Here is an 18614-nt window from a genome sequence, read left to right on the forward strand (position 1 = left end):
GTGCCCACCGCCGTCGTGTCCGCAGTGGACACGGCAACAAGGGCAGGAAGGGTGGCAGCGCAAGTGGAAGAGAACACGGCAGCCGTGCCGCAGGAATCCCGCCAGCCATCAGCACACGATCTTGAGGTCCTGAGCCGACAGCTCGGCCGGCCCGTCCGGGACGTCGTTGAGATCCCGGCACGATGCGTATGCGGCAATCCGCTGGTGGCGGCCACCGCACCGAGGCTCAGTAACGGAACACCGTTCCCCACCACCTTCTATCTGACCCACCCCGTCATCACCTCCGCAGTGTCGCGGCTTGAAGCGGGCGGGCTCATGAATGAGATGAACGAGCGGCTGACAGCCGACCAGGAGTTGGCCAGGGCCTACCAGGGGGCCCACGAGTCCTACCTGCAGGCCCGTAACGACATCGCCGGTCGCTCCGGCACCGGCGCGGTACCCGAGATCGATGGAATCTCCGCCGGCGGCATGCCGACGCGCGTGAAGTGCCTCCATGTCCTGGTGGGTCATTCGCTGGCTGCCGGGCCCGGCGTCAACCCGCTGGGGGACCAGGCCCTCGAATCCATTTCGGAGTGGTGGACCAAAGACCGTTGCTACTGTGATGGCGCGTGGGACACAGCGGGCGAGGCTCCTTCCCGGGACTTGAGCCGCCATGGCCCGCAAGGATTGCCGGACATTGTTGGGCGCCCTGCCCCCGTGCGGAAACCCAGGACCGCCGTCGGCGAACCGGAAGGCACTGCATGAGCCGCGTGGCAGCAATCGACTGCGGAACCAACTCGATCCGCCTCCTCATCGCAGATGTTGCGGCAAACGGAGCGTCAAGCCCGTTGGCCGACGTCGTTCGCGACATGCGGGTGGTCCGGCTGGGCCAGGGTGTTGACGCTACGGGTGAACTGGCACCCGAGGCCTTGGAACGCACGTTCGCAGCAACGCGTGATTACGCCGAACTCATCAAGGAGCACGGTGCCGCGCGCGTTCGTTTCGCAGCGACGTCCGCTACCCGCGACGCACGCAACCGTCAAGTTTTCGTGGACGGCATCCGGGACCTGCTGGGCGTGGAACCTGAGGTTATTTCCGGTGACGAGGAAGCAGCGCTTTCCTTCGCCGGCGCCAGCAGCGTCCTGCCCGCGACAGGGGAGGACGCCATCCTGGTGGTGGACCTTGGCGGAGGCAGCACCGAATTCGTCCTGGGCGACTCCAACGGCGTCATCGCGGCACGCTCGGTGGATATTGGTTGCGTGAGGCTCACTGAACGCCACCTTCGCAGCGATCCGCCCACTTCTGCGCAAATCGCCGCAGCAGAGGCCGACGTCGATGCCGCACTTGATCTTGCCGGGCAGGCGGTGCCGCTTGACCGCGCCACGGCTGTGGTTGGCGTGGCAGGGTCCATCACCACCATCACGGCGCACGCGCTGGGGCTGAGCAAGTACCAGCCTGAACGGATCCATGGCGCGTCCCTGGACCTCCAGACCATCAGTGATGCCTGCACCAGCCTGTTGGAAATGACGCGGGACGAACGCGCAGCACTTCCGTACATGCACCCAGGCCGCGTGGACGTCATTGGCGCGGGCGCGCTGGTGTGGCGCCGCATCCTTGACAGGCTGTCCACGGTCAGCCACGGCCGCATCACCACGGCGGTCTCGAGTGAGCATGACATCCTGGACGGCATTGCCCTCAGCATCCGGGATGCCGAATGACATTACGCTACCGACGTACCCTCTCCGCTGCCTTGGCCTCGGCCCTGGCCGGTGGGGCGCTGGCCGGTGCACTGTTGACGGCTCCGGCCGCCAACGCAGATGCCTGGCGCGACAAGGAGTTCTGGCTCAAGGAAACGGGAGTCACCAACGCCTGGCAGGTATCCAAGGGGGCTGGAGTCAAGGTTGCCATCATCGATAGCGGCATTGATGGAAACCACCCTGACCTGAAGGGCGTCGTGGTCGGAGGGACGGACGTCTCAGGAGCCGGGGCACCCAATGGGCAGAAAAGCATCGGCGCCAAGACCGAGCACGGGACCCTGGTAGCCACCATGCTCGCCGGGCGCGGACACACCACGCCCACCGCATCACCATCACCCTCGGCCAGCGCACCGCCGGCACCGCCCACCACGCCTCCCGCCGGAGGGCCGGACGGGATCGTGGGCGTCGCGCCCGAAGCGGAGATCCTCGCGGTCTCAACCTGGCTCGGCTCGCCCAATCCAGGCGGCAAGACGGACCAGGAACAGATCCCGGATGCCGTTCGGTGGGCAGTGGACAACGGTGCCAAGGTCATCAACATCTCCTTGGGCAGTACATCGCCCGACTGGCCCCAGAGCTGGGATGCAGCGTTCCTTTATGCCGAGCAGAAGGACGTGGTGATTGTCGCCGCCGCGGGCAACCGGGTGGGTGGCAATATCCAGGTCGGAGCGCCGGCAACCATCCCCGGCGTCCTCACTGTCGCCGGACTGGACGGCGAAGGGCGGGCCAGCGTGGATTCCTCGTCACAAGGCATCAGCATCGGCGTAGCGGCTCCCGCAGAGAAACTGGTAGGCGGCATTCCGGGAGGTGCGTATGCCGAATGGGCGGGAACGTCCGGAGCGGCGCCCATCGTTTCCGGTGTGGCTGCACTCATCCGATCCAAATGGCCGGAGATGAGCGCCACCCAGGTCATCAACAGGATTGTGTCCACGGCCAAGGATGCGGGGGCGCCTGGGAAGGACCCGCTGTATGGCTATGGGATCCTGAACGCCGAGGCTGCGCTGAAGGAGGAAGTACCCACCACCAGCAGCAATCCCCTGGGGTCGATAGCAGACTGGATACGTGTCCATCGCCGTGGTGACTTCAGTACGCCTTCGCAGGCGCCCGTAGAGAGTCCTACCAGCGCAGCACCCACGCTTGCCGATCCGACTGTTCCTGCTGCCAAGACGCCGGCGACCATGGATGAAGCCCTTCCTGCCGTCGTCGTGCTTGGCTTTGGAGCGCTTTTCATCGCGCTCGTGACAGGTGCTGCGATCCAGCTGCGGAGGGTCTCCAGAAACCCTCCAGCTGTTGCCGAGGAAGCTGAAACTGGAGTGTTGCAGGCGGTTGATCCGCCGGCCAAGACGTAGTTAGTGAAGATTTTCACAAAGTACTGTATTCTGGTTTCATGGCAACCACCCCAGAGCTCATTGACCGTCCCCGGGTTCTCGTCGTCGGCGGCGGCTACGTCGGACTGTACGTAGCACTCAAACTGCAGAAGAAGATCGCGAACGCGGGCGGCATCGTCACCGTCGTTGATCCACTGCCGTACATGACCTACCAGCCCTTCCTTCCGGAAGTAGCCGGTGGCAACATCGAGGCACGCCACGCCGTCGTCTCCCACCGTCAGCACCTCAAGCAGACTGAGCTCATCCAGGGCCGCGTCACCAGCATCGACCATGCCAACCGGACCGCGGTCATCGCCCCGTCCGACGGCGGCGACAACTTCGAAATCCCGTACTTCGACGTTGTTATTGCAGCAGGCGCCATCACCCGTACCTTCCCCATCAAGGGCCTCGCGGACAAGGGCATCGGCCTGAAGACCATCGAGGAAGCCGTTGCACTGCGCAACAAGGTGCTGGAGCGCATTGAAGCCGCTTCCACCATGACCGACCCCGCAGAGCGCGCCAAAGCACTGACCTTCGTTGTTGTCGGTGGCGGCTTCGCCGGCATCGAGTGCCTCACCGAAATGGAAGACCTCGCCCGCGCCGCGGTCCGCAACAACCCGCGCATCCGTCAGGAAGAAGTCCGCTTCATCCTGGTCGAAGCCATGGGCCGCATCATGCCCGAGGTCACCGCTTCGCAGGCCGAGTGGGTTGTGGAGCACCTCCGCAGCCGCGGCATTGAAGTTCTCCTCAACACCTCCCTGGACAGCGCCGAGGGCAACCTCAAGCTGATCAACCTCCCGGACAAGACCCCGGCCCAGGAAGTTGAAGCCGACACCCTGGTATGGGCTGCAGGCGTGCAGGCCAACCCGATGATCCGCTCCACCGACTTCCCGCTGGAACCGCGTGGCCGCGTCCGCGTTCTCCCGGACCTCCGCATTGCAGGCGACGAAGGCATCATCGAGAACGCCTGGGCAGCCGGCGATATCGCTGCTGTCCCGGACCTCACAGGCAAGGGCCTGCCGGACGGCACCTGCGTCCCCAACGCCCAGCACGCTCTTCGCCAGGCCAAGAAGCTCGCCAAGAACCTCTGGGCTTCCCGCTGGGACAAGCCGCTGCACGACTACAAGCACAAGAACCTTGGTGCTGTTGCCGGTTTCGGCGAGTGGAAGGGTGTCGCCAACATCAACCTGCTCGGCCGCATCGGACTCAAGGGCGGCCTCGCCTGGCTGGCACACCGTGGCTACCACGGTATGGCTATGCCCACGGTTGAGCGCAAGTTCCGCGTGGTCTTCGGCTGGATCCTGGCCTTCTTCGCTGGCCGCGACACCACCCAGCTGATCGACCTCGACAACCCGCGCGGTGCCTTCGTGGCAGCAGCGACGCCGGCTCCCAAGCCCGCAGCTGCTCCGGCGCCGGTGGAAGCCAAGCCCGTTGCCGAAGAGGTCAAGACTCCGGTAACTGCTGACGCCAAGTAGTACACGCACGACGGCGGCCGCCCCCCCCTGAGGGGAGTGGTCGCCGTCGGCGTTTAAGCAGGTGGGTTACCCGCGCCCCTAGACTGTTTCCATGTCCGGCGAAACCGACCTGAAGACCCTCTTGGAATCCCTGCACCCCGTGGCCCGCGAAGGCGAGTACGTTTACGCCCTGTGGCCGCATGGCCGGCCACTGGAGGGTGGTATTGAAGCGGCTGTGCGCGAGGCGGAGGGACTCACGGTAGTCCTGCGCCGGGACGAGGCTGATTCGCTCGGACTCAGCTACGACTTCGTGGCCACGTGGATCACGCTCCAGGTCCACTCGGCACTCGAAGCGGTGGGCCTGACGGCTGCCGTGAGCGCCGCGCTGACCCACGCAGGAATCAGCTGCAACGTTCTTGCGGGTTTCCATCATGACCACCTCCTGGTGCCTTCCGCAGATGCCGGCCGGGCCATGGATGTGCTCCGGCTTTTGGGTCGCGGTGTTGTGCTCCGCAGTGAGCGTCCCGAGGACCGCGCCGAGATTCTGGACCTGACTGCCCAGGCCTTCTCCGTCTCGCCGGTAACCGGAGAGCCCGTGGAAGGCGTGCCGATTGAAGTAGGGCTGCTGCGCCAGCTCTTTGAGTGCAGTGAATATCTGCCGGAGTTCAGCATTGTGGCCGAAATGGGTGGGGAGATTGTGGGGCATGCCATCAGTACGCGGGGCTGGATCGGTGACTTGGAACTCATAGCCCTTGGCCCCATCGGCGTGCTTCCCCACTTTCAGAAGCGCGGGGTTGGTTCGGCTTTGATGCGCGAGACCGCGGCCCGTGCCACAGCCGCGGGGGAGCCCGGCATTGCCCTGCTCGGAAGCCCCCTGTACTACCCACGCTTCGGTTACGTGCCGGCAACCTCTGTGGGCGTGCAGCCGCCTGAGGCGATGTGGGGCGAGCACTTCCAGCTGCTGCCCCTGCCGGAATGGCCCGACGGCGTCCGTGGCACCTTCCGCTACGCCGAACCTTTTAACCGGCTATAGCTGGGATACCATGGTCCGGGCGCCCCAGTAGCCCAATTGGCAGAGGCAGCGGACTTAAAATCCGCGTGTTGTGGGTTCGAGTCCCACCTGGGGCACACAAGAAAAAGCCTCCGAATCCCTTGCGAATAAAGGGGATTCGGAGGCTTTGTTGTTGCCGCGGCTTCGGCCCTCCAAAGTGGGCTTGACGGCCTGTCTGGTGGTTGGCTGCCCCGCCGGAATCGCTTCCGCTGTGCCCAGGAGGATCCTCCGCGGAAGTTCCCAGCCGGCTCGTAGATTCCCCACAGGCAACGAGTGTTATAGGGATGTGACCTGAATCACTTATGTTCGACGTCCAATTGCATTAGTTTGAGTCTTAATCAGGAACACCTGAGTAATCGCATCAAAGGCAGTTCGCACCTTTCGATCGAGGAGACAACGCATGTTTGATCTTTCCCCAGCGGCGCCCCGAGCCGCCAAGCTAACAGCGCTTGGCATTGGGGTCGCTCTCTTGGCCACGGCTTGTGGTGGGTCTTCGACGCCTACCCAGACCGGGTCTTCTTCCGCCGCGGCCGCAGGCATTTCCTGCCCGGCTCCCAGCGGCGGGGCGGGGGCCGGCAACAGCCAGGCTGCCACCAACACGGGACCAGTACCTCCCTCGACCACCACCACTGACGCACCACTGAAACTTGGATCGCTCCTGCCGACGACGGGGTCGCTGGCGTTCCTCGGCCCACCCGAAATTGCCGGTGTCAACCTCGGCATCAAGGAAGTCAACGACGCCGGTGGCGTGCTCGGCGCACCTGTCTCCGTGGTCCACCGTGACTCCGGTGATACCAAGACGGACATCGCCACGCAGTCCACCACCGCCCTCCTGGGCCAGGGCGTGAGCGCCGTTATTGGTGCCGCATCCTCAGGCGTTTCCAAGACGGTCATCAACCAGATCACGGGCGCCGGTGTCATCCACTTCTCGCCCGCCAACACCTCGCCTGACTTCACCACCTGGGACGACAAGGGCCTCTACTGGCGAACTGCACCGTCCGACGTCCTGCAGGGCAAGGTCCTGGGCAACTACATGGCCACCTGTGGAGCACAGACCGTTGGCATGATCGTTCTGAACGACGCTTACGGAACCGGACTCCAAAAGAACGTCAAGGAAGCCTTCGAGGCAGCCGGCGGCAAGGTTGTTGCTGAAGAACTCTTCAACGAGGGTGACTCCCAGTTCAGCAGCCAGGTGGACAAGGTCCTCGCCGCCAAGCCGGATGCGATCGCCCTGATCACCTTCGACCAAGCCAAGAGCATCGTCCCCTTGATCACCGGCAAGGGCATCAAGCCCACGCAGCTGTTCATGGTTGACGGCAACACCTCGGATTACAGCAAGGACTTCCAGGCCGGCACCATGAAGGGCGCACAGGGAACCATTCCCGGTACGTTCGCCAAGGACGACTTCAAGAAGAAGCTCCTCGCCATCGATCCCGCGCTGAAGGATTACAGCTACGCAGGCGAGTCCTACGACGCCGTGAACCTGATCTCGCTGGCCTCTGAGGCCGCCAAGAGCACCAAGGGCACGGACATCGCAGCCAAGCTGAAGGAAGTCTCTGAAGGCGGCGAGAAGTGCACCACCTTCGCAGGCTGTGTCACGTTGCTCCGCGAAGGCAAGGACATCGACTACGACGGCCAGTCCGGTCCGGTCACGTTCTCCGACGCTGGTGACCCCACCGAGGCGTACATCGGTATCTACGAATACCAGGATGACAACACCTACAAGCCGGTCCGTGAAGAGTTCGGCAAGCTCTAAGCCGAACATCACTAGACCGTAGCTGGCAACAGGCCCCCTTCCCCACAAGGAAGGGGGCCTGTTCTGCGTCCTGGCTCAAGCAATCATCCGCTGTATGGGGCGAACCCCGCCAGGACTCTGTCCACCATGTCAACGCCCTGCTGTTCGAAGACGAAGTCTCCCACTTGGTGGGCCCACAACACCGTACCGACTGACTGGTTGAGGTTCTCCAGCGTCCACAAATGCCGCTCCTGTTCGGTGGTGACGACCCTGCCCAGGCCTTCATGGAATGCTGCCTGAAGCCCCGGCCGGCCCAGGAACTGCTGATGGCTGAGCCGAACAAGGTCGTGGACCCACGGGCGCAGCTCGGCGCGGCCAAAATCGATGACCTTGATGTGGCCGTTGTGGTGCAGCCAATTCCTTGGCTGATAATCGCCATGGGTGGTCACCAGGTCGGCCGGACCGGTTTCAAGGAAAGCCAGAGCTTCTGTTAGCAGGCGGTGTGATTCCTCCGGAAGGAGCCCGTGGGCACTTTCAATGATCGACGTCGTCCTGGCCGTCAGGGCGCGGGTGTAACTCCGGGATGTTCCGGCAGGCTGGTGCAAAGTGGCCAGAAGTGCGCCGGCCTCATGAAAAGTCTCTGGATCGGTTTCAGCGTCGCTTCCGGCGACCAGCGACCCAGGCAAGTATGTGGTGACCAGGAGGCCTGCATCCGGAGCCGCGTGCCTGAGCGTTGGTACCCGGCCTTCAAGTCCGGGCAGTCCCCGCGAGTATGCGTCGATTTCCCGGCGAATATGGTGGCTGGTGGTGCTGGCCTTCACGATGAATTCCTGGCCGTCCGGGTCTGCAACCTGCAGGACGGTGGTGTCCTGCAACGGCCAGGAGTGGTTTTGTACCACGGTGTAATTGCCCAGCCACGAGGTCAGCAATCCATGCTGTTGTTCTGTGATGCTTCGGGTCATCAGTCCAGCATGTCATCAGCGCCTCGAGGGACCGCCACAAAGCCGTTGGCGGACCTTCAACGAAGGAGGGCCCCGGGATACCATCCCGGGACCCTCCTGTGCTTGTGCAGCTGTGGCGGTTAGACCTCGTCCGCCAGGGTGCCCAAATAGAGCTGAATGACCTTGGGGTCCTTCATGAGCTCACGACCGGTACCCGTGTACGCGTCCTTGCCCTGGTCCAGCACGTAGCCGCGGTCGCAGATCTGCAGGCAGCGGCGGGCGTTCTGTTCCACCATGATCACGGACACGCCGGCACGGTTGATCTCGTGCACCCGGAGGAAGGTCTCGTCCTGTTTGACGGGGGAGAGGCCTGCCGACGGCTCGTCCAGCAGCAGTACAGCCGGATCCATCATGAGCGCCCTGCCCATGGCCACCATCTGGCGCTCGCCGCCGGAGAGCGACCCCGCCCGCTGCGCCCGCCTCTTTCCCAGCTCCGGAAAGAGGCTGGTGACGAAGTCGAAGCGCTGGGAGAAGTCCTTGGGCCGCTGGAACATACCCATCTGAAGGTTCTCTTCGATGGTCAGTGCTGCGAACACGTTGTTGGTCTGCGGCACGAAGCCCACGCCCTGGGTTACCAGCTTGTTGGCTTTCAAACCCGTGAGGTCCTGGCCCCGGACCACCACGGTGCCGGAGTGGACCTTCACCAGGCCGAACATGGCCTTCAGCAGGGTGGACTTGCCGGCACCGTTGGGGCCGATGATGCCGATCAACTCACCCTTGCGGGCCTCGATGCTGCATCCATTGAGGATGTTGACGCCGGGAATGTACCCGGCCACGAGGTTGGTGACTTTGACGACGGAATCGCCTGCCGGAGCAGCTGCTGAGGCGGGCATTGCGGCGGGGCTGCTCATTTCCCGTCCTCCTTCTTGGTTTCAACGATGTCGGACAGGATGCCGGCGTCTTCAGTACCCACTACCGACTCTTCGTCGGCCTCGAGTTCGGCCTCGAGCACCTTGATGCCTTCGGCATCGCCGAGGTCCACGTCGTGGTGGGCGCCAAGGTAGGCGTCGATGACGGCAGGGTTCTTCATGACTTCGCCCGGAGGGCCTTCAGCCACCACCTTGCCTTCCGCCATGACCACTACCCAGTCTGCGATATGGCGGACCATGTTCATGTCGTGCTCGACGAAGAGCACGGTCATGCCTTCAGCCTTCAGGTTCTTGATGTGGTCCAGCAGCGACTGCGTCAGCGCGGGGTTCACGCCGGCCATGGGCTCATCGAGCATCACCAGCTTGGGCCGCACCATCAGGGAACGTGCCATTTCCAGCAGCTTTCGCTGTCCACCGGAGAGGGACGCGGCGTAGTCGTCCTTCTTGGCATCCAGCTTGAACTTCTCCAACAGCACGTTGGCCTGGGCCGTGATTTCCTTCTCGCGGCCTCCCCACATGCCCTTGAACAGGGCCTTGGAGAGCCGTTCGCCGGGCTGGTCGGCTGCGCCGAGCCGCATGTTCTCCATGACAGTCAGCTTGCCCATCACCTTGGTCAGCTGGAACGTGCGCACCATGCCCATGCGTGCCACCTTGTAGGAGGAAACACCTGCCAGGCTGTTGCCCTCGAACTGCCACTTGCCCGTATTGGGAGTGTCAAAGCCCGTGAGCAGGTTGAACAGGGTGGTCTTGCCGGCGCCGTTGGGACCGATCAATGCGGTGATCTTATGGCGCGGGATCTCGAGGTACTCGACGTCCACTGCGTTGATGCCGCCAAAGGACCGGGTGACGTCCTCTGCCACCACAATGGGATCGCGCTTCTTGCAGCCGGGGGTGTTTTCCCCGACGGCGATGGGCCGCGAATCGGTCATGTAGTCGATATTTTCGGTATTGCGTTCGTTGGTCTCACTCATGCGAAAGCAAGCTCCTTCTTATTGCCGAAGACGCCTTGCGGGCGGAAGATCATCAGGAGCATCAGCGCGACACCCACCAGGATGTAGCGCAACTGGCCGGCCTGGACGGTGGTCAGCCAGGTGACTGCCCCTGATTCGATAAGGCCGTAGAGCAGGCTCTGGGTCAGCGACAGGACAACCCAGAAGATCATGGCTCCGATGACCGGCCCCAGGACAGTGGCCATGCCACCGAGGAGGAGGCAGGTCCACAGGAAGAACGTCAGTTCCGTGCCGTAGTTGGACGGCTGGACAGCGCCGCGGGGGAGCGTGAAGATCATGCCCGCCAAGGCACCCAGCACACCACCGATGATCAGTGCTTGCATCTTGTAGGCGTAGACGTTCTTACCGAGAGAACGGACAGCATTCTCGTCTTCGCGGATGCCCTTCAGGACACGGCCCCACGGGCTGCGCATGAGGAGCCACACCAGCACACAGCACACGATTACAAGTCCCCAGCCGACTACGCGGATGAAGAAGTCGCGGTTGTTCATGCCCATGTAGGACCCCTCGGGGAAGGGGTTCATGGCGTAGAACGTGTTCTCGAACGCTGCCAGACCGTTGGCCGAGCCCGTGACGCTGGTGAGCTGGTTGGTGGTGACTACGTAGCGGACAATTTCTGCCGCTGCGATGGTGACGATTGCCAGGTAGTCGGCGCGTAGCCGGAGGGTGGGAATTCCAAGGATGAAGGCGAAGATCACCGAGCAAAGAATGGAGATGATCAGTGCAAGGAAGAAGGGAGCGTCGAAGCTCAGGGTGGAGATGGCGAAACCGTAGGCACCGACGGCCATGAAGCCGGCCTGGCCGAAGTTCAACAGGCCTGAGTAGCCGAAGTGAACCGCGAGGCCCAAAGCGGCAAGTGCGTAGGCCGCCGTCGTCGGGCTGAACAATTCGCCAAGGGCGCTGGAGAAAATAAATCCGAAGTCCATGGCCCGCTCCTAACCCACACGCTCACGCCGGCCGAGGATACCCTGCGGTCGGAACAGAAGAACAACAATCATGATGAACAAGGCACCGACGTACTTGAGGTCGGCTGGAAGGCCGAACACAGTTGTCAGTTCGACGAAGATGCCGACGACGATCGAGCCGATCAGAGCTCCGAAGACGGTCCCCAGACCGCCAAGTGTCACGCCGGCGAAGATGAGAAGCAGGATCTGCGAGCCCATGTCGAAGGTGACGCCCGGACGGTAGTACGCCCACAGGATGCCACCGAGGGAGGCGAGGACGCCGCCAACGATCCAGACGATGCGGATGACGGAGTCGACGTCGATGCCGGAGGCGGCTGCGAGTGCAGGGTTGTCCGCTACAGCGCGGGTTGCCTTGCCCAGACGGGTCTTCAGCAGGACGATGCCGATCAAGGCGATGACCACGGCGCTGATGACCAGCGACCACAGGTTGTTCGGGGAGATGGATACAGGCCCGATCTGGATTTCCGCGCTTTGTGCTCCGGGCAGCTGTTGGGTTGCTCCACCGAAGAAGAACTGGATGACGTAGCGGATGGCCAAGGCCAGGCCGATGCTGACGATCATCATGGGAACGAGGCCGGAGCCGCGCTTCCGCAGTGGACGCCAGAGTCCGGCGTCCTGGACGTAGCCGAAGAGGCCGCCGCCGATCAGTGCCAGCAGGATCGCCAGCCAGAAGGGGAGTCCGAAACCGTTGAACATGAACACGAGGACGGCGCCCAGGGTCACCATCTCGCCGTGGGCGAAGTTGGTCAGGCCTGTGGTTCCGAAGATCAGGGACAGGCCCACGGAGGCGAGGGCAAGAAGGAGGCCAAAGCTCAGGCCCGCCACCAGGCGGTTGAGGAGGTTCTGGCCAAAGTCCTGCTGTTGGACCACGATGCCCTCACCGAAGGCGAAGATCACCGACAGGTTGGAGGTCTGGCTGAACGTGACATCGCGGGGATTGTCCTGGCCCTCGGCCAGTGCGATTCCCTCCGGCAAGGTGGAGGTGTCCAGCTCTATGGTGTAGGTGCCCTGCACGGGGACACCGATGGTCCACGCACCGTTGGCTCCGGAGGTGGCGTCACCTTCGAACCCGTTGCCTGAGGCTTTGATTTTGACGCCGGGTATGGGTGCCCGGGCATCATCGCGGAGGAATCCGCTGATGTTGTTTTGGAATGTCGTCGGTGACGGCGAAGGCGATGGGGTGGTTGCCTGTGCCGAGGGGGCGGCGATCAACAGAGCGGCGATGAGGGCTGCGAACAGCGCCCCCACAACTCTCTGTAGTCCCTTGGACCGTCTGATGGACGGGTCGCGCAGTGTGCTTCTCAAAATGGAAACCTCCACAGTGGGGGTGGTCCCGGCTGCGCCATTGCAGCCGGTGCGAACGGTAAATGGGGCTTGTGAACAGTTCTTGCCTAGCTGCCTCGATTGTGATCTAAGTCACCCATGTGTGGCCTATGTTACCGCCCGGTGGACTGAATGAATGCCCAGTTCGGGGGTGCAAACATCGCGATCGGATAACAACTGTGAAGCTATAGGCAACTTATGATGTAGCTAAACTTAAGTAAACCTTTGTTGAGTAAGGGTGCTTCTAAACGTTCCGGCGGGTCCCTGTCGCTGCCACTCTGCCGCTTTCGTGTCACGGTTGCGTTTCGTCTGGGTGAACAAGGGAACTTTCCCTGCCGCGCGCGCGTGGTAATTGGTACCGTGAATTATCACTTAGCCCTTTTTCAGGAGGACACCCGCAATGGCACTTGGCGGAAACCCAGTCTTCAACGGAAAGAATTTCCGTGGAGCAAAGCAGGCCCCGCCTGTACCGCAGAACCCGTACGGCCAGCAGTTTAACCAGGCACCCGGTCGGGCGCCTGGCCAGGTGATGGATGGCCAGGCCGCGTGGTCTGCCCAGCAGCAGAACATGACCAATGAGCAGCTGCAGCAGATGTACAACCAGCCGGCTGCCGGCCCCGCCGACACCGGCCGCATGACCTATGACGACGTCATCATGAAGACTGTCGCCTGCCTCGTGGTCCTGGTGATCGGCGCCGGCGTGACGCTCTTCGTAGCTCCTGCCCTGTCCACGATGCTCATGATCGTTGGCGCGCTGGGCGGCTTCGTCCTGGCACTGGTCAACACCTTCAAGAAGCAGCCTTCACCTGCCCTGATCCTTGCTTACGCCGGTCTGGAAGGCCTGTTCCTGGGCGGCCTGACCCGTATCCTCGACGGCAGGTACCCCGGCGTCGGCCTCCAGGCTGTCATCGGTACGCTGGCAGTCTTCGGCGTCACCCTGGTGCTCTTCAGGAGCGGCAAAGTCCGCGCCACCCCCAAGATGGTGCGCTTCTTCATGATCGCCACCATCGGTTACGCAGTCTTCGCCCTGATCAACATGGTGATGATGTGGACCGGCGCCGTGCAGGAGCCCTTCGGCCTGCGAACCAGCATGACGATTGCAGGCATCCCGCTGGGTGTCTTCATCGGCATCCTCGCCATTGGCCTTGCAGCCTTCTCGCTGATCATGGACTTCACCAGCATCGAAGAAGGCGTCCGCGCCGGCGCCCCGGAGCGTTACTCCTGGGTTGCTGCCTTCGGCCTGACGGTCACCCTGGTTTGGCTCTACATTGAAATCATCCGCCTCCTGGCAATCTTGCGAGGCGACGACTAACTCCATCGGAGTTCGTCACACGTGAAATGCCCCCGAAGAGTCTTCGGGGGCATTTTTGCGTCCGGGCCAGCCATCGGCCTAGCTCAGGCGCTCGAAAACCACGGCCATTCCCTGCCCGCCGCCAACGCACAGGGTGGCAAGCCCCAGGGTTCCATCGCGCTCCTTGAGACCGTTCAGGAGCGTACTGGTCATCCGTGCACCGGTCATGCCAAAGGGGTGTCCCAAGGCGATGGCGCCACCGTGGACGTTGAGCTTGGCAGGGTCGATGCCCAGTTCACGTGCACTTGCCACCACCTGCACGGCGAAGGCTTCGTTGAGCTCCACCAGATCGATATCCTCCATGGTCAGTCCGGCCAAAGCCAGCGCCCGCCGGGTGGACTCCACCGGCCCCATGCCCATCAGTTCGGGGGAGAGGGCGCTGACGCCAGTGGACACCACCCTCGCCAGTGGTTGCAGGCCAAGTTCCCGGGCACGTGAGTCACTCATGACAACCACCGCGGCGGCGCCGTCATTGAGCGGGCACGCGTTGCCGGCCGTGACGGTTCCCTCTGAACGGAAGACCGGTTGCAGGGCGGACACTGCTTCGAGGGTCACGCCTGCCCGGGGTGAATCATCCCGATCCACCACTGTGCCGTCCCTGCGTGTGTACGGCGTAATGTCGCGGGAGTAGAACCCTGATGCGATGGCAGCTTCTGCGCGGTTTTGGCTCAGTACGCCCCACTCGTCCTGCTCGGCACGGCTGATGCCGTAGCTGGTGGCGACGTTCTCGGCGGTCTGTCCCATGGAAATATAAATGTCCGGTAGGCGGCCACCCAGTCGGGGATCTGTCCACGGAATGTTGGACGCTGCCCTCGCCGCGGTGCGTTGGGCGGCCGATTCGAAGAGTGGGTTGTGGGTGGCGGTGTCCGTTTCGCCGGCACCGGCCCAATTCTGGTATCTGGTGACACTCTCCACTCCAGCGGACACGATCGCATTGGCCTCACCGGATTTGATGGCGTGAAATGCCATTCGCAGGGTTTGCAGGCTCGACGCACAGAAGCGGTTGATGGTGGCCGCCGGCACGCGGTCCAGCCCGGCGAGGACGGCCACCACCCGTGCCATGTTGGACCCGGCCTCACCGCTGGGTTCGGCGCAGCCGAGGAGGATGTCGTCCAGGCCGCGTCCGTCGTCCGCGGCAGGATCAAACCCCGGGAGTTTAGCGAGGGCAGCACGCACCATGGCCGTCGCGAGGTCGTCGGGGCGTTCGTCCTTGAGCGAGCCTTTGAAAGCCCGGCCAATAGGGCTTCTGGCAGTGGAAACAATGACAGCCTCAGTCATGGCCCCAGCTTACGCCCGGCGTCTGGACGGACGCCGGGCGTCTGGACGGGCGCCGGGCGTCAGCGATCAGGCCAGGCGAAGGGCGCCCGCCGCCGGAGTCACCGTGAAGATGTCCGGTGCGGTGTGGCCGGCCTCTGCGAAGGAGCGCACGACGGCGTCACGCACTTGCTGCTCCAGGCCCACCGGAGTCAGTGCGATGGCAGAGCCGCCGAAGCCGCCGCCGGTCATGCGGGCGCCGATGGCACCGTTGGCCCGCGAGGTGTCGACAGCGAGATCCAGTTCCGGGCAGGAGATCTCGAAGTCGTCGCGCATGGAAACGTGGCTCGCATCCAACAATGGGCCAATGCTGGCGGGACCCTGGTTGCCCAGGACTTCCACGGTCTGGAGCACCCGGTCGTTCTCGGTGACCACGTGGCGCACGCGTTTCATCGTGGTCTCGTCCAGCAGTCCGGACGCTTCCTCCAACCGTTCCACGCCGACGTCGCGCAGTGCTTTGACGCCCAGGATCTCGGCACCCAACTCGCAGGACGCGCGGCGGGATGCGTAACCGCCGTCGGCATGTGAGTGTGAAACCTTGGTGTCGATGACCAGAAGGACCAGTCCGGAGGCTTCGGCGTCGAACGGGACGAGGTCCACGTGCTGGTCGCGGCAGTCCAGGAAGACGGCGTGGCCCTTTGCGCCGCGCAGGGAGGCCGACTGGTCCATGATTCCGGTAGGGGCGCCAACGAACACGTTCTCCGCGCGTTGGGTGGCCAGCACCAGGTCCTCGGCCGCAAGTCCGGCACCGGTCAACTCATTGAGGGCCGAGATGACGGCGCACTCGATGGAATGGGAAGAAGACAGGCCCGCCCCGGAGGGAACGTCGGAATCCAGCAGGAGGTCGAACCCGGGCACCTCAATGCCGCGTTCCTTCAGTGCCCAAGCGACACCGAGTGGATAGCGGGACCAGCCTTCGCCCGAGCCCGGCTCCAGCTCTGAAAGGTCGGCTTCCACCACACCGTGTCCGCCGAAGGTGGACAGCAAGCGGACTGTGGAGTCATCGCGGACGCGAAGCGCAACCTTTGCCGTCTTGTCGATGGCAAAGGGCAGCACAAAGCCTTCGTTGTAGTCCGTGTGCTCGCCGATCAGGTTAACGCGTCCCGGCGCCTGCCACACGCCGTCGGGAGCTGCGCCGAACGTTTCCCTGAAGCGGGCGGCGAGGACGCTGGTGTCGGTGGTGGTCGTCATGCTCGGGTGCCTTCCAGGGTCTTGTTTGCGGCTGGTACTGCGGCGACGCTGCGCAGCCGCTCGGCCACTGCTTCGGGGGTGATGTCGTTAATGAACGCTCCCATGGCGGCCTCTGAACCGGCCAGGTACTTGAGCTTATCGGCTGCACGGCGGGGCGAGGTGAGCTGCAGGTGCAGTTGGCCCGCGGGACGAAGTGCCGGATCCAGCGGGGCCTGATGCCACGCCGAGATGTACGGCATGGGGGTGGGGTAGAGGGAGTCGAGGCGCTTGAGCAGGTCAAGGTAGACGTGCGAAAGTTCATCGCGTTCTGCGCCCGTGAGCGCTGCGAGGTCGGGGACGCTGCGATGGGGAACCAAGTGGATTTCCAGGGGCCAGCGGGCCGCGAAGGGAACGTAGGCGCTGAAGTGCTTTGCCTCCAGGACCATGCGGCTGCCGTCCTCGCGTTCAGCCTTGAGGAGCGACGCCGCCAACGTTTCCTTCCCGTCGACGTCGTCGTAGTACTTCCGGGCAACAGCACCGAGCTGGGCGGCGCGCGGCGTGACGTACGGGTACGCGTAAATCTGTCCATGCGGGTGATGCAGGGTGACGCCGATATCCGCGCCGCGGTTCTCGAACGGGAAGACCTGCTTGATGCCCGGCAAGGCGTTCAATGCTTCGGTCCGCTGGGCCCACGCTTCGATGACCGTGCGGGCGCGTGTCTCACCGAGTTCGGCGAAGGAGCCGGTGTGCTGCGGCGTGAACGCCACCACCTCGCAGCGACCGAACGCGGGTCCGGTAATTCCGTGGCCGCTGGTTCCCGGTGCGGGAAGCGGGGGAATGTCGCCGAGGGCCGGCCCTAGGGAGGGGAAGCGGTTTTCGAACACCACCACGTCATAGTCCGAGGCCGGAATTTCCGAGGGGTTCGCCGCGCTTGTAGGGCAAATGGGGCACTGGTCGGCAGGGGGAAGGTGCGTGCGGGTCTGGCGGTGGGCCGCTACGGCCACCCAGTCACCCGACAGGGCGTCGTACCTGACCTCGCCGGGCTCTCCGCGCGCCGGAAGCTCGCGGTGGTCCACCAGTGATTCCGGTGTGCGTTCCGGAGTTCCGGGGTCGTCGAAATAGATCAGCTCGCGGCTGTCCGCAAGGCGGGTGCTGGTGATGCGACTCATGGATCCATCATTCCACAAGTGACCAAAAACGCATAGTTTCTAACAAAAGCTAACATTGGGCGGTGGGGCTACGGGTCCCGAAATGAAGTACGGTATTGCCATGTCTGCCTCGCCTTCACCCGCCGATAACGCGCTTCCGTCCGAATCCCGCCGCTTCGCCACGGGCAGGCAATTCGAGCTTCGCAGGGGCGATGCGCTCGCCGTCATCACCGAACTCGCTGCCGGGCTGCGCCTTTACTCCCGCGGCGGCGTGCAACTGACGGAAAGCTACGATGACGACCAGATTCCTCCGGGCGCCACGGGCATCACCCTGGCGCCATGGGCCAACCGCGTGGAGGACGGGGTCTGGTACCTCGACGGCAAGAAGCAGCAACTCGATATCACCGAGGTCTCGCGCAACAACGCCAGCCACGGTCTGCTGCGGAACACTGCGTACACCTTGGTGGACGAATCAGAGTTCAGCGTGACGCTCGAAGCCACCGTCTTCCCGCAGCACGGTTACCCTTTCCTGGTCCGGCACCTGGTCCGCTATGAGCTGGATGAGGCCATGGACCTCCGCGTCCGGCAGACCTTGGTCAACGATTCCCAGGACAGGGCGCCCTTTGTGCTCGGGGCGCACCCCTACCTGCGCCTCGGCGACGTCGCTGCCGAGGACCTGGTGCTGACGGTGCACGCCCGTACCCGGCTGGTGGCCGACGAGCGCTTGATTCCCCGCAGCACAGCTGAAGCAGATGGCCAGTACGATCTTTCCGCCGGCACTGCGGTGAATGACCTGTTGATTGATGTCGCCTTGACCGATCTGGCGTACGACGGCGGCGTGGCCCGCCATACGCTGACAGCGCCTGATGGCCGCAGTGTCAGTCTCGAACAGGACGAGCTGTCCCCGTACGTCCATGTTTTTGTCACAGACACCTTCCCCGGCCGCTCCAAGGCAGTGGCCATCGAGCCTATGACGGGCCCTGCCAACGCCTTCAACAGCGGTGACGGCCTGCGATGGCTGGCCCCCGGCGAGGCGTTCACCATGAGTTGGGGCATCACCGCATCCCTCTGAGCTTTTTGTACGTGTTGCCACAGCGTTTGGTACCCGCTGCGCGGGCCGGTT

General features: G+C 63.6%; 16 protein-coding genes and 1 tRNA gene. 9 read left to right on the forward strand and 8 right to left on the reverse strand.

Annotated elements, in window-relative coordinates:
• Positions 1–63 precede the first annotated feature (63 nt).
• The 7 genes from N7568_RS05595 to N7568_RS05625 all read left to right on the forward strand — a co-directional run bounded on the left by N7568_RS05595 (position 64) and on the right by N7568_RS05625 (position 7361).
• Positions 64–744: a DUF501 domain-containing protein gene (locus tag N7568_RS05595; protein ID WP_261609033.1), complete on the forward strand. Its 681-nt coding sequence runs from the start codon at positions 64–66 to the stop codon at positions 742–744.
• On the forward strand, positions 741–1697 hold the full coding sequence (locus tag N7568_RS05600) for a Ppx/GppA phosphatase family protein (RefSeq protein ID WP_261608902.1): 957 nt from the start codon (positions 741–743) through the stop codon (positions 1695–1697). Before N7568_RS05595 ends, N7568_RS05600 begins: the two co-directional genes overlap by 4 nt.
• Complete coding sequence (locus tag N7568_RS05605) at positions 1694–3082, forward strand: S8 family serine peptidase (RefSeq protein WP_261608903.1); 1389 nt, start codon at positions 1694–1696, stop codon at positions 3080–3082. Before N7568_RS05600 ends, N7568_RS05605 begins: the two co-directional genes overlap by 4 nt.
• Positions 3083–3120: 38 nt before the next feature.
• Entirely contained in the window at positions 3121–4575 is a 1455-nt protein-coding gene (locus N7568_RS05610) for an NAD(P)/FAD-dependent oxidoreductase (RefSeq protein WP_261608904.1), read from the forward strand.
• A gap of 91 nt (positions 4576–4666) precedes the next feature.
• Positions 4667–5587 (forward strand): N-acetyltransferase, encoded by a 921-nt coding sequence (locus N7568_RS05615; RefSeq protein ID WP_261608905.1) that lies wholly within the window; start codon positions 4667–4669, stop codon positions 5585–5587.
• 21 nt (positions 5588–5608) lie between these two features.
• Positions 5609–5682, forward strand: a tRNA-Leu gene (locus N7568_RS05620).
• A 323-nt stretch (positions 5683–6005) separates the two neighbouring features.
• Entirely contained in the window at positions 6006–7361 is a 1356-nt protein-coding gene (locus N7568_RS05625) for an ABC transporter substrate-binding protein (protein ID WP_261608906.1), read from the forward strand.
• A gap of 83 nt (positions 7362–7444) precedes the next feature.
• On the opposite strand, the gene N7568_RS05630 is transcribed toward N7568_RS05625, so the two are convergent.
• The 5 genes from N7568_RS05630 to N7568_RS05650 form a co-directional block, all read right to left on the reverse strand.
• Positions 7445–8302: a phosphotransferase gene (locus N7568_RS05630; RefSeq protein ID WP_261608907.1), complete on the reverse strand. Its 858-nt coding sequence runs from the start codon at positions 8300–8302 to the stop codon at positions 7445–7447.
• Positions 8303–8421: 119 nt separating this feature from the next.
• Positions 8422–9192 (reverse strand): ABC transporter ATP-binding protein, encoded by a 771-nt coding sequence (locus N7568_RS05635; protein ID WP_261608908.1) that lies wholly within the window; start codon positions 9190–9192, stop codon positions 8422–8424.
• On the reverse strand, positions 9189–10181 hold the full coding sequence (locus tag N7568_RS05640; protein WP_207596785.1) for an ABC transporter ATP-binding protein: 993 nt from the start codon (positions 10179–10181) through the stop codon (positions 9189–9191). The genes N7568_RS05635 and N7568_RS05640 overlap by 4 nt, the downstream gene beginning before the upstream one ends.
• Complete coding sequence (locus N7568_RS05645) at positions 10178–11146, reverse strand: branched-chain amino acid ABC transporter permease (RefSeq protein ID WP_089594158.1); 969 nt, start codon at positions 11144–11146, stop codon at positions 10178–10180. Before N7568_RS05645 ends, N7568_RS05640 begins: the two co-directional genes overlap by 4 nt.
• 9 nt (positions 11147–11155) lie before the next feature.
• Positions 11156–12490, reverse strand: coding sequence for a branched-chain amino acid ABC transporter permease (locus N7568_RS05650; RefSeq protein ID WP_261608909.1), 1335 nt, complete (start codon positions 12488–12490; stop codon positions 11156–11158).
• A 418-nt stretch (positions 12491–12908) separates the two neighbouring features.
• Here N7568_RS05650 and N7568_RS05655 point away from each other — a divergent pair, with 418 nt between their 5' ends.
• A complete protein-coding gene (locus N7568_RS05655; protein WP_261608910.1) occupies positions 12909–13820 on the forward strand; it encodes a Bax inhibitor-1/YccA family protein in 912 nt (303 codons plus the stop codon).
• A gap of 78 nt (positions 13821–13898) precedes the next feature.
• Here the strand turns inward: N7568_RS05655 and N7568_RS05660 are convergent, their stop codons facing one another.
• The 3 genes from N7568_RS05660 to galT all read right to left on the reverse strand — a co-directional run bounded on the left by N7568_RS05660 (position 13899) and on the right by galT (position 17512).
• The gene (locus N7568_RS05660) at positions 13899–15137 is read right to left on the reverse strand and encodes an acetyl-CoA C-acetyltransferase (protein ID WP_261608911.1); all 1239 of its coding nucleotides are present in this window, start codon (positions 15135–15137) and stop codon (positions 13899–13901) included.
• Positions 15138–15203: 66 nt separating this feature from the next.
• Complete coding sequence (gene galK, locus N7568_RS05665) at positions 15204–16364, reverse strand: galactokinase (protein WP_261608912.1); 1161 nt, start codon at positions 16362–16364, stop codon at positions 15204–15206.
• Positions 16361–17512, reverse strand: coding sequence for a galactose-1-phosphate uridylyltransferase (galT, locus tag N7568_RS05670; RefSeq protein WP_261608913.1), 1152 nt, complete (start codon positions 17510–17512; stop codon positions 16361–16363). The genes galK and galT overlap by 4 nt, the downstream gene beginning before the upstream one ends.
• Positions 17513–17612: 100 nt before the next feature.
• Here galT and N7568_RS05675 point away from each other — a divergent pair, with 100 nt between their 5' ends.
• Positions 17613–18563, forward strand: a complete 951-nt coding sequence (locus tag N7568_RS05675; protein WP_261608914.1) for an aldose 1-epimerase family protein — start codon at positions 17613–17615, stop codon at positions 18561–18563.
• Positions 18564–18614 lie beyond the last annotated feature (51 nt).

The sequence above is a fragment of the Paenarthrobacter aurescens genome (genome assembly GCF_025421775.1).
Classification (GTDB): domain Bacteria; phylum Actinomycetota; class Actinomycetes; order Actinomycetales; family Micrococcaceae; genus Arthrobacter; species Arthrobacter aurescens_B.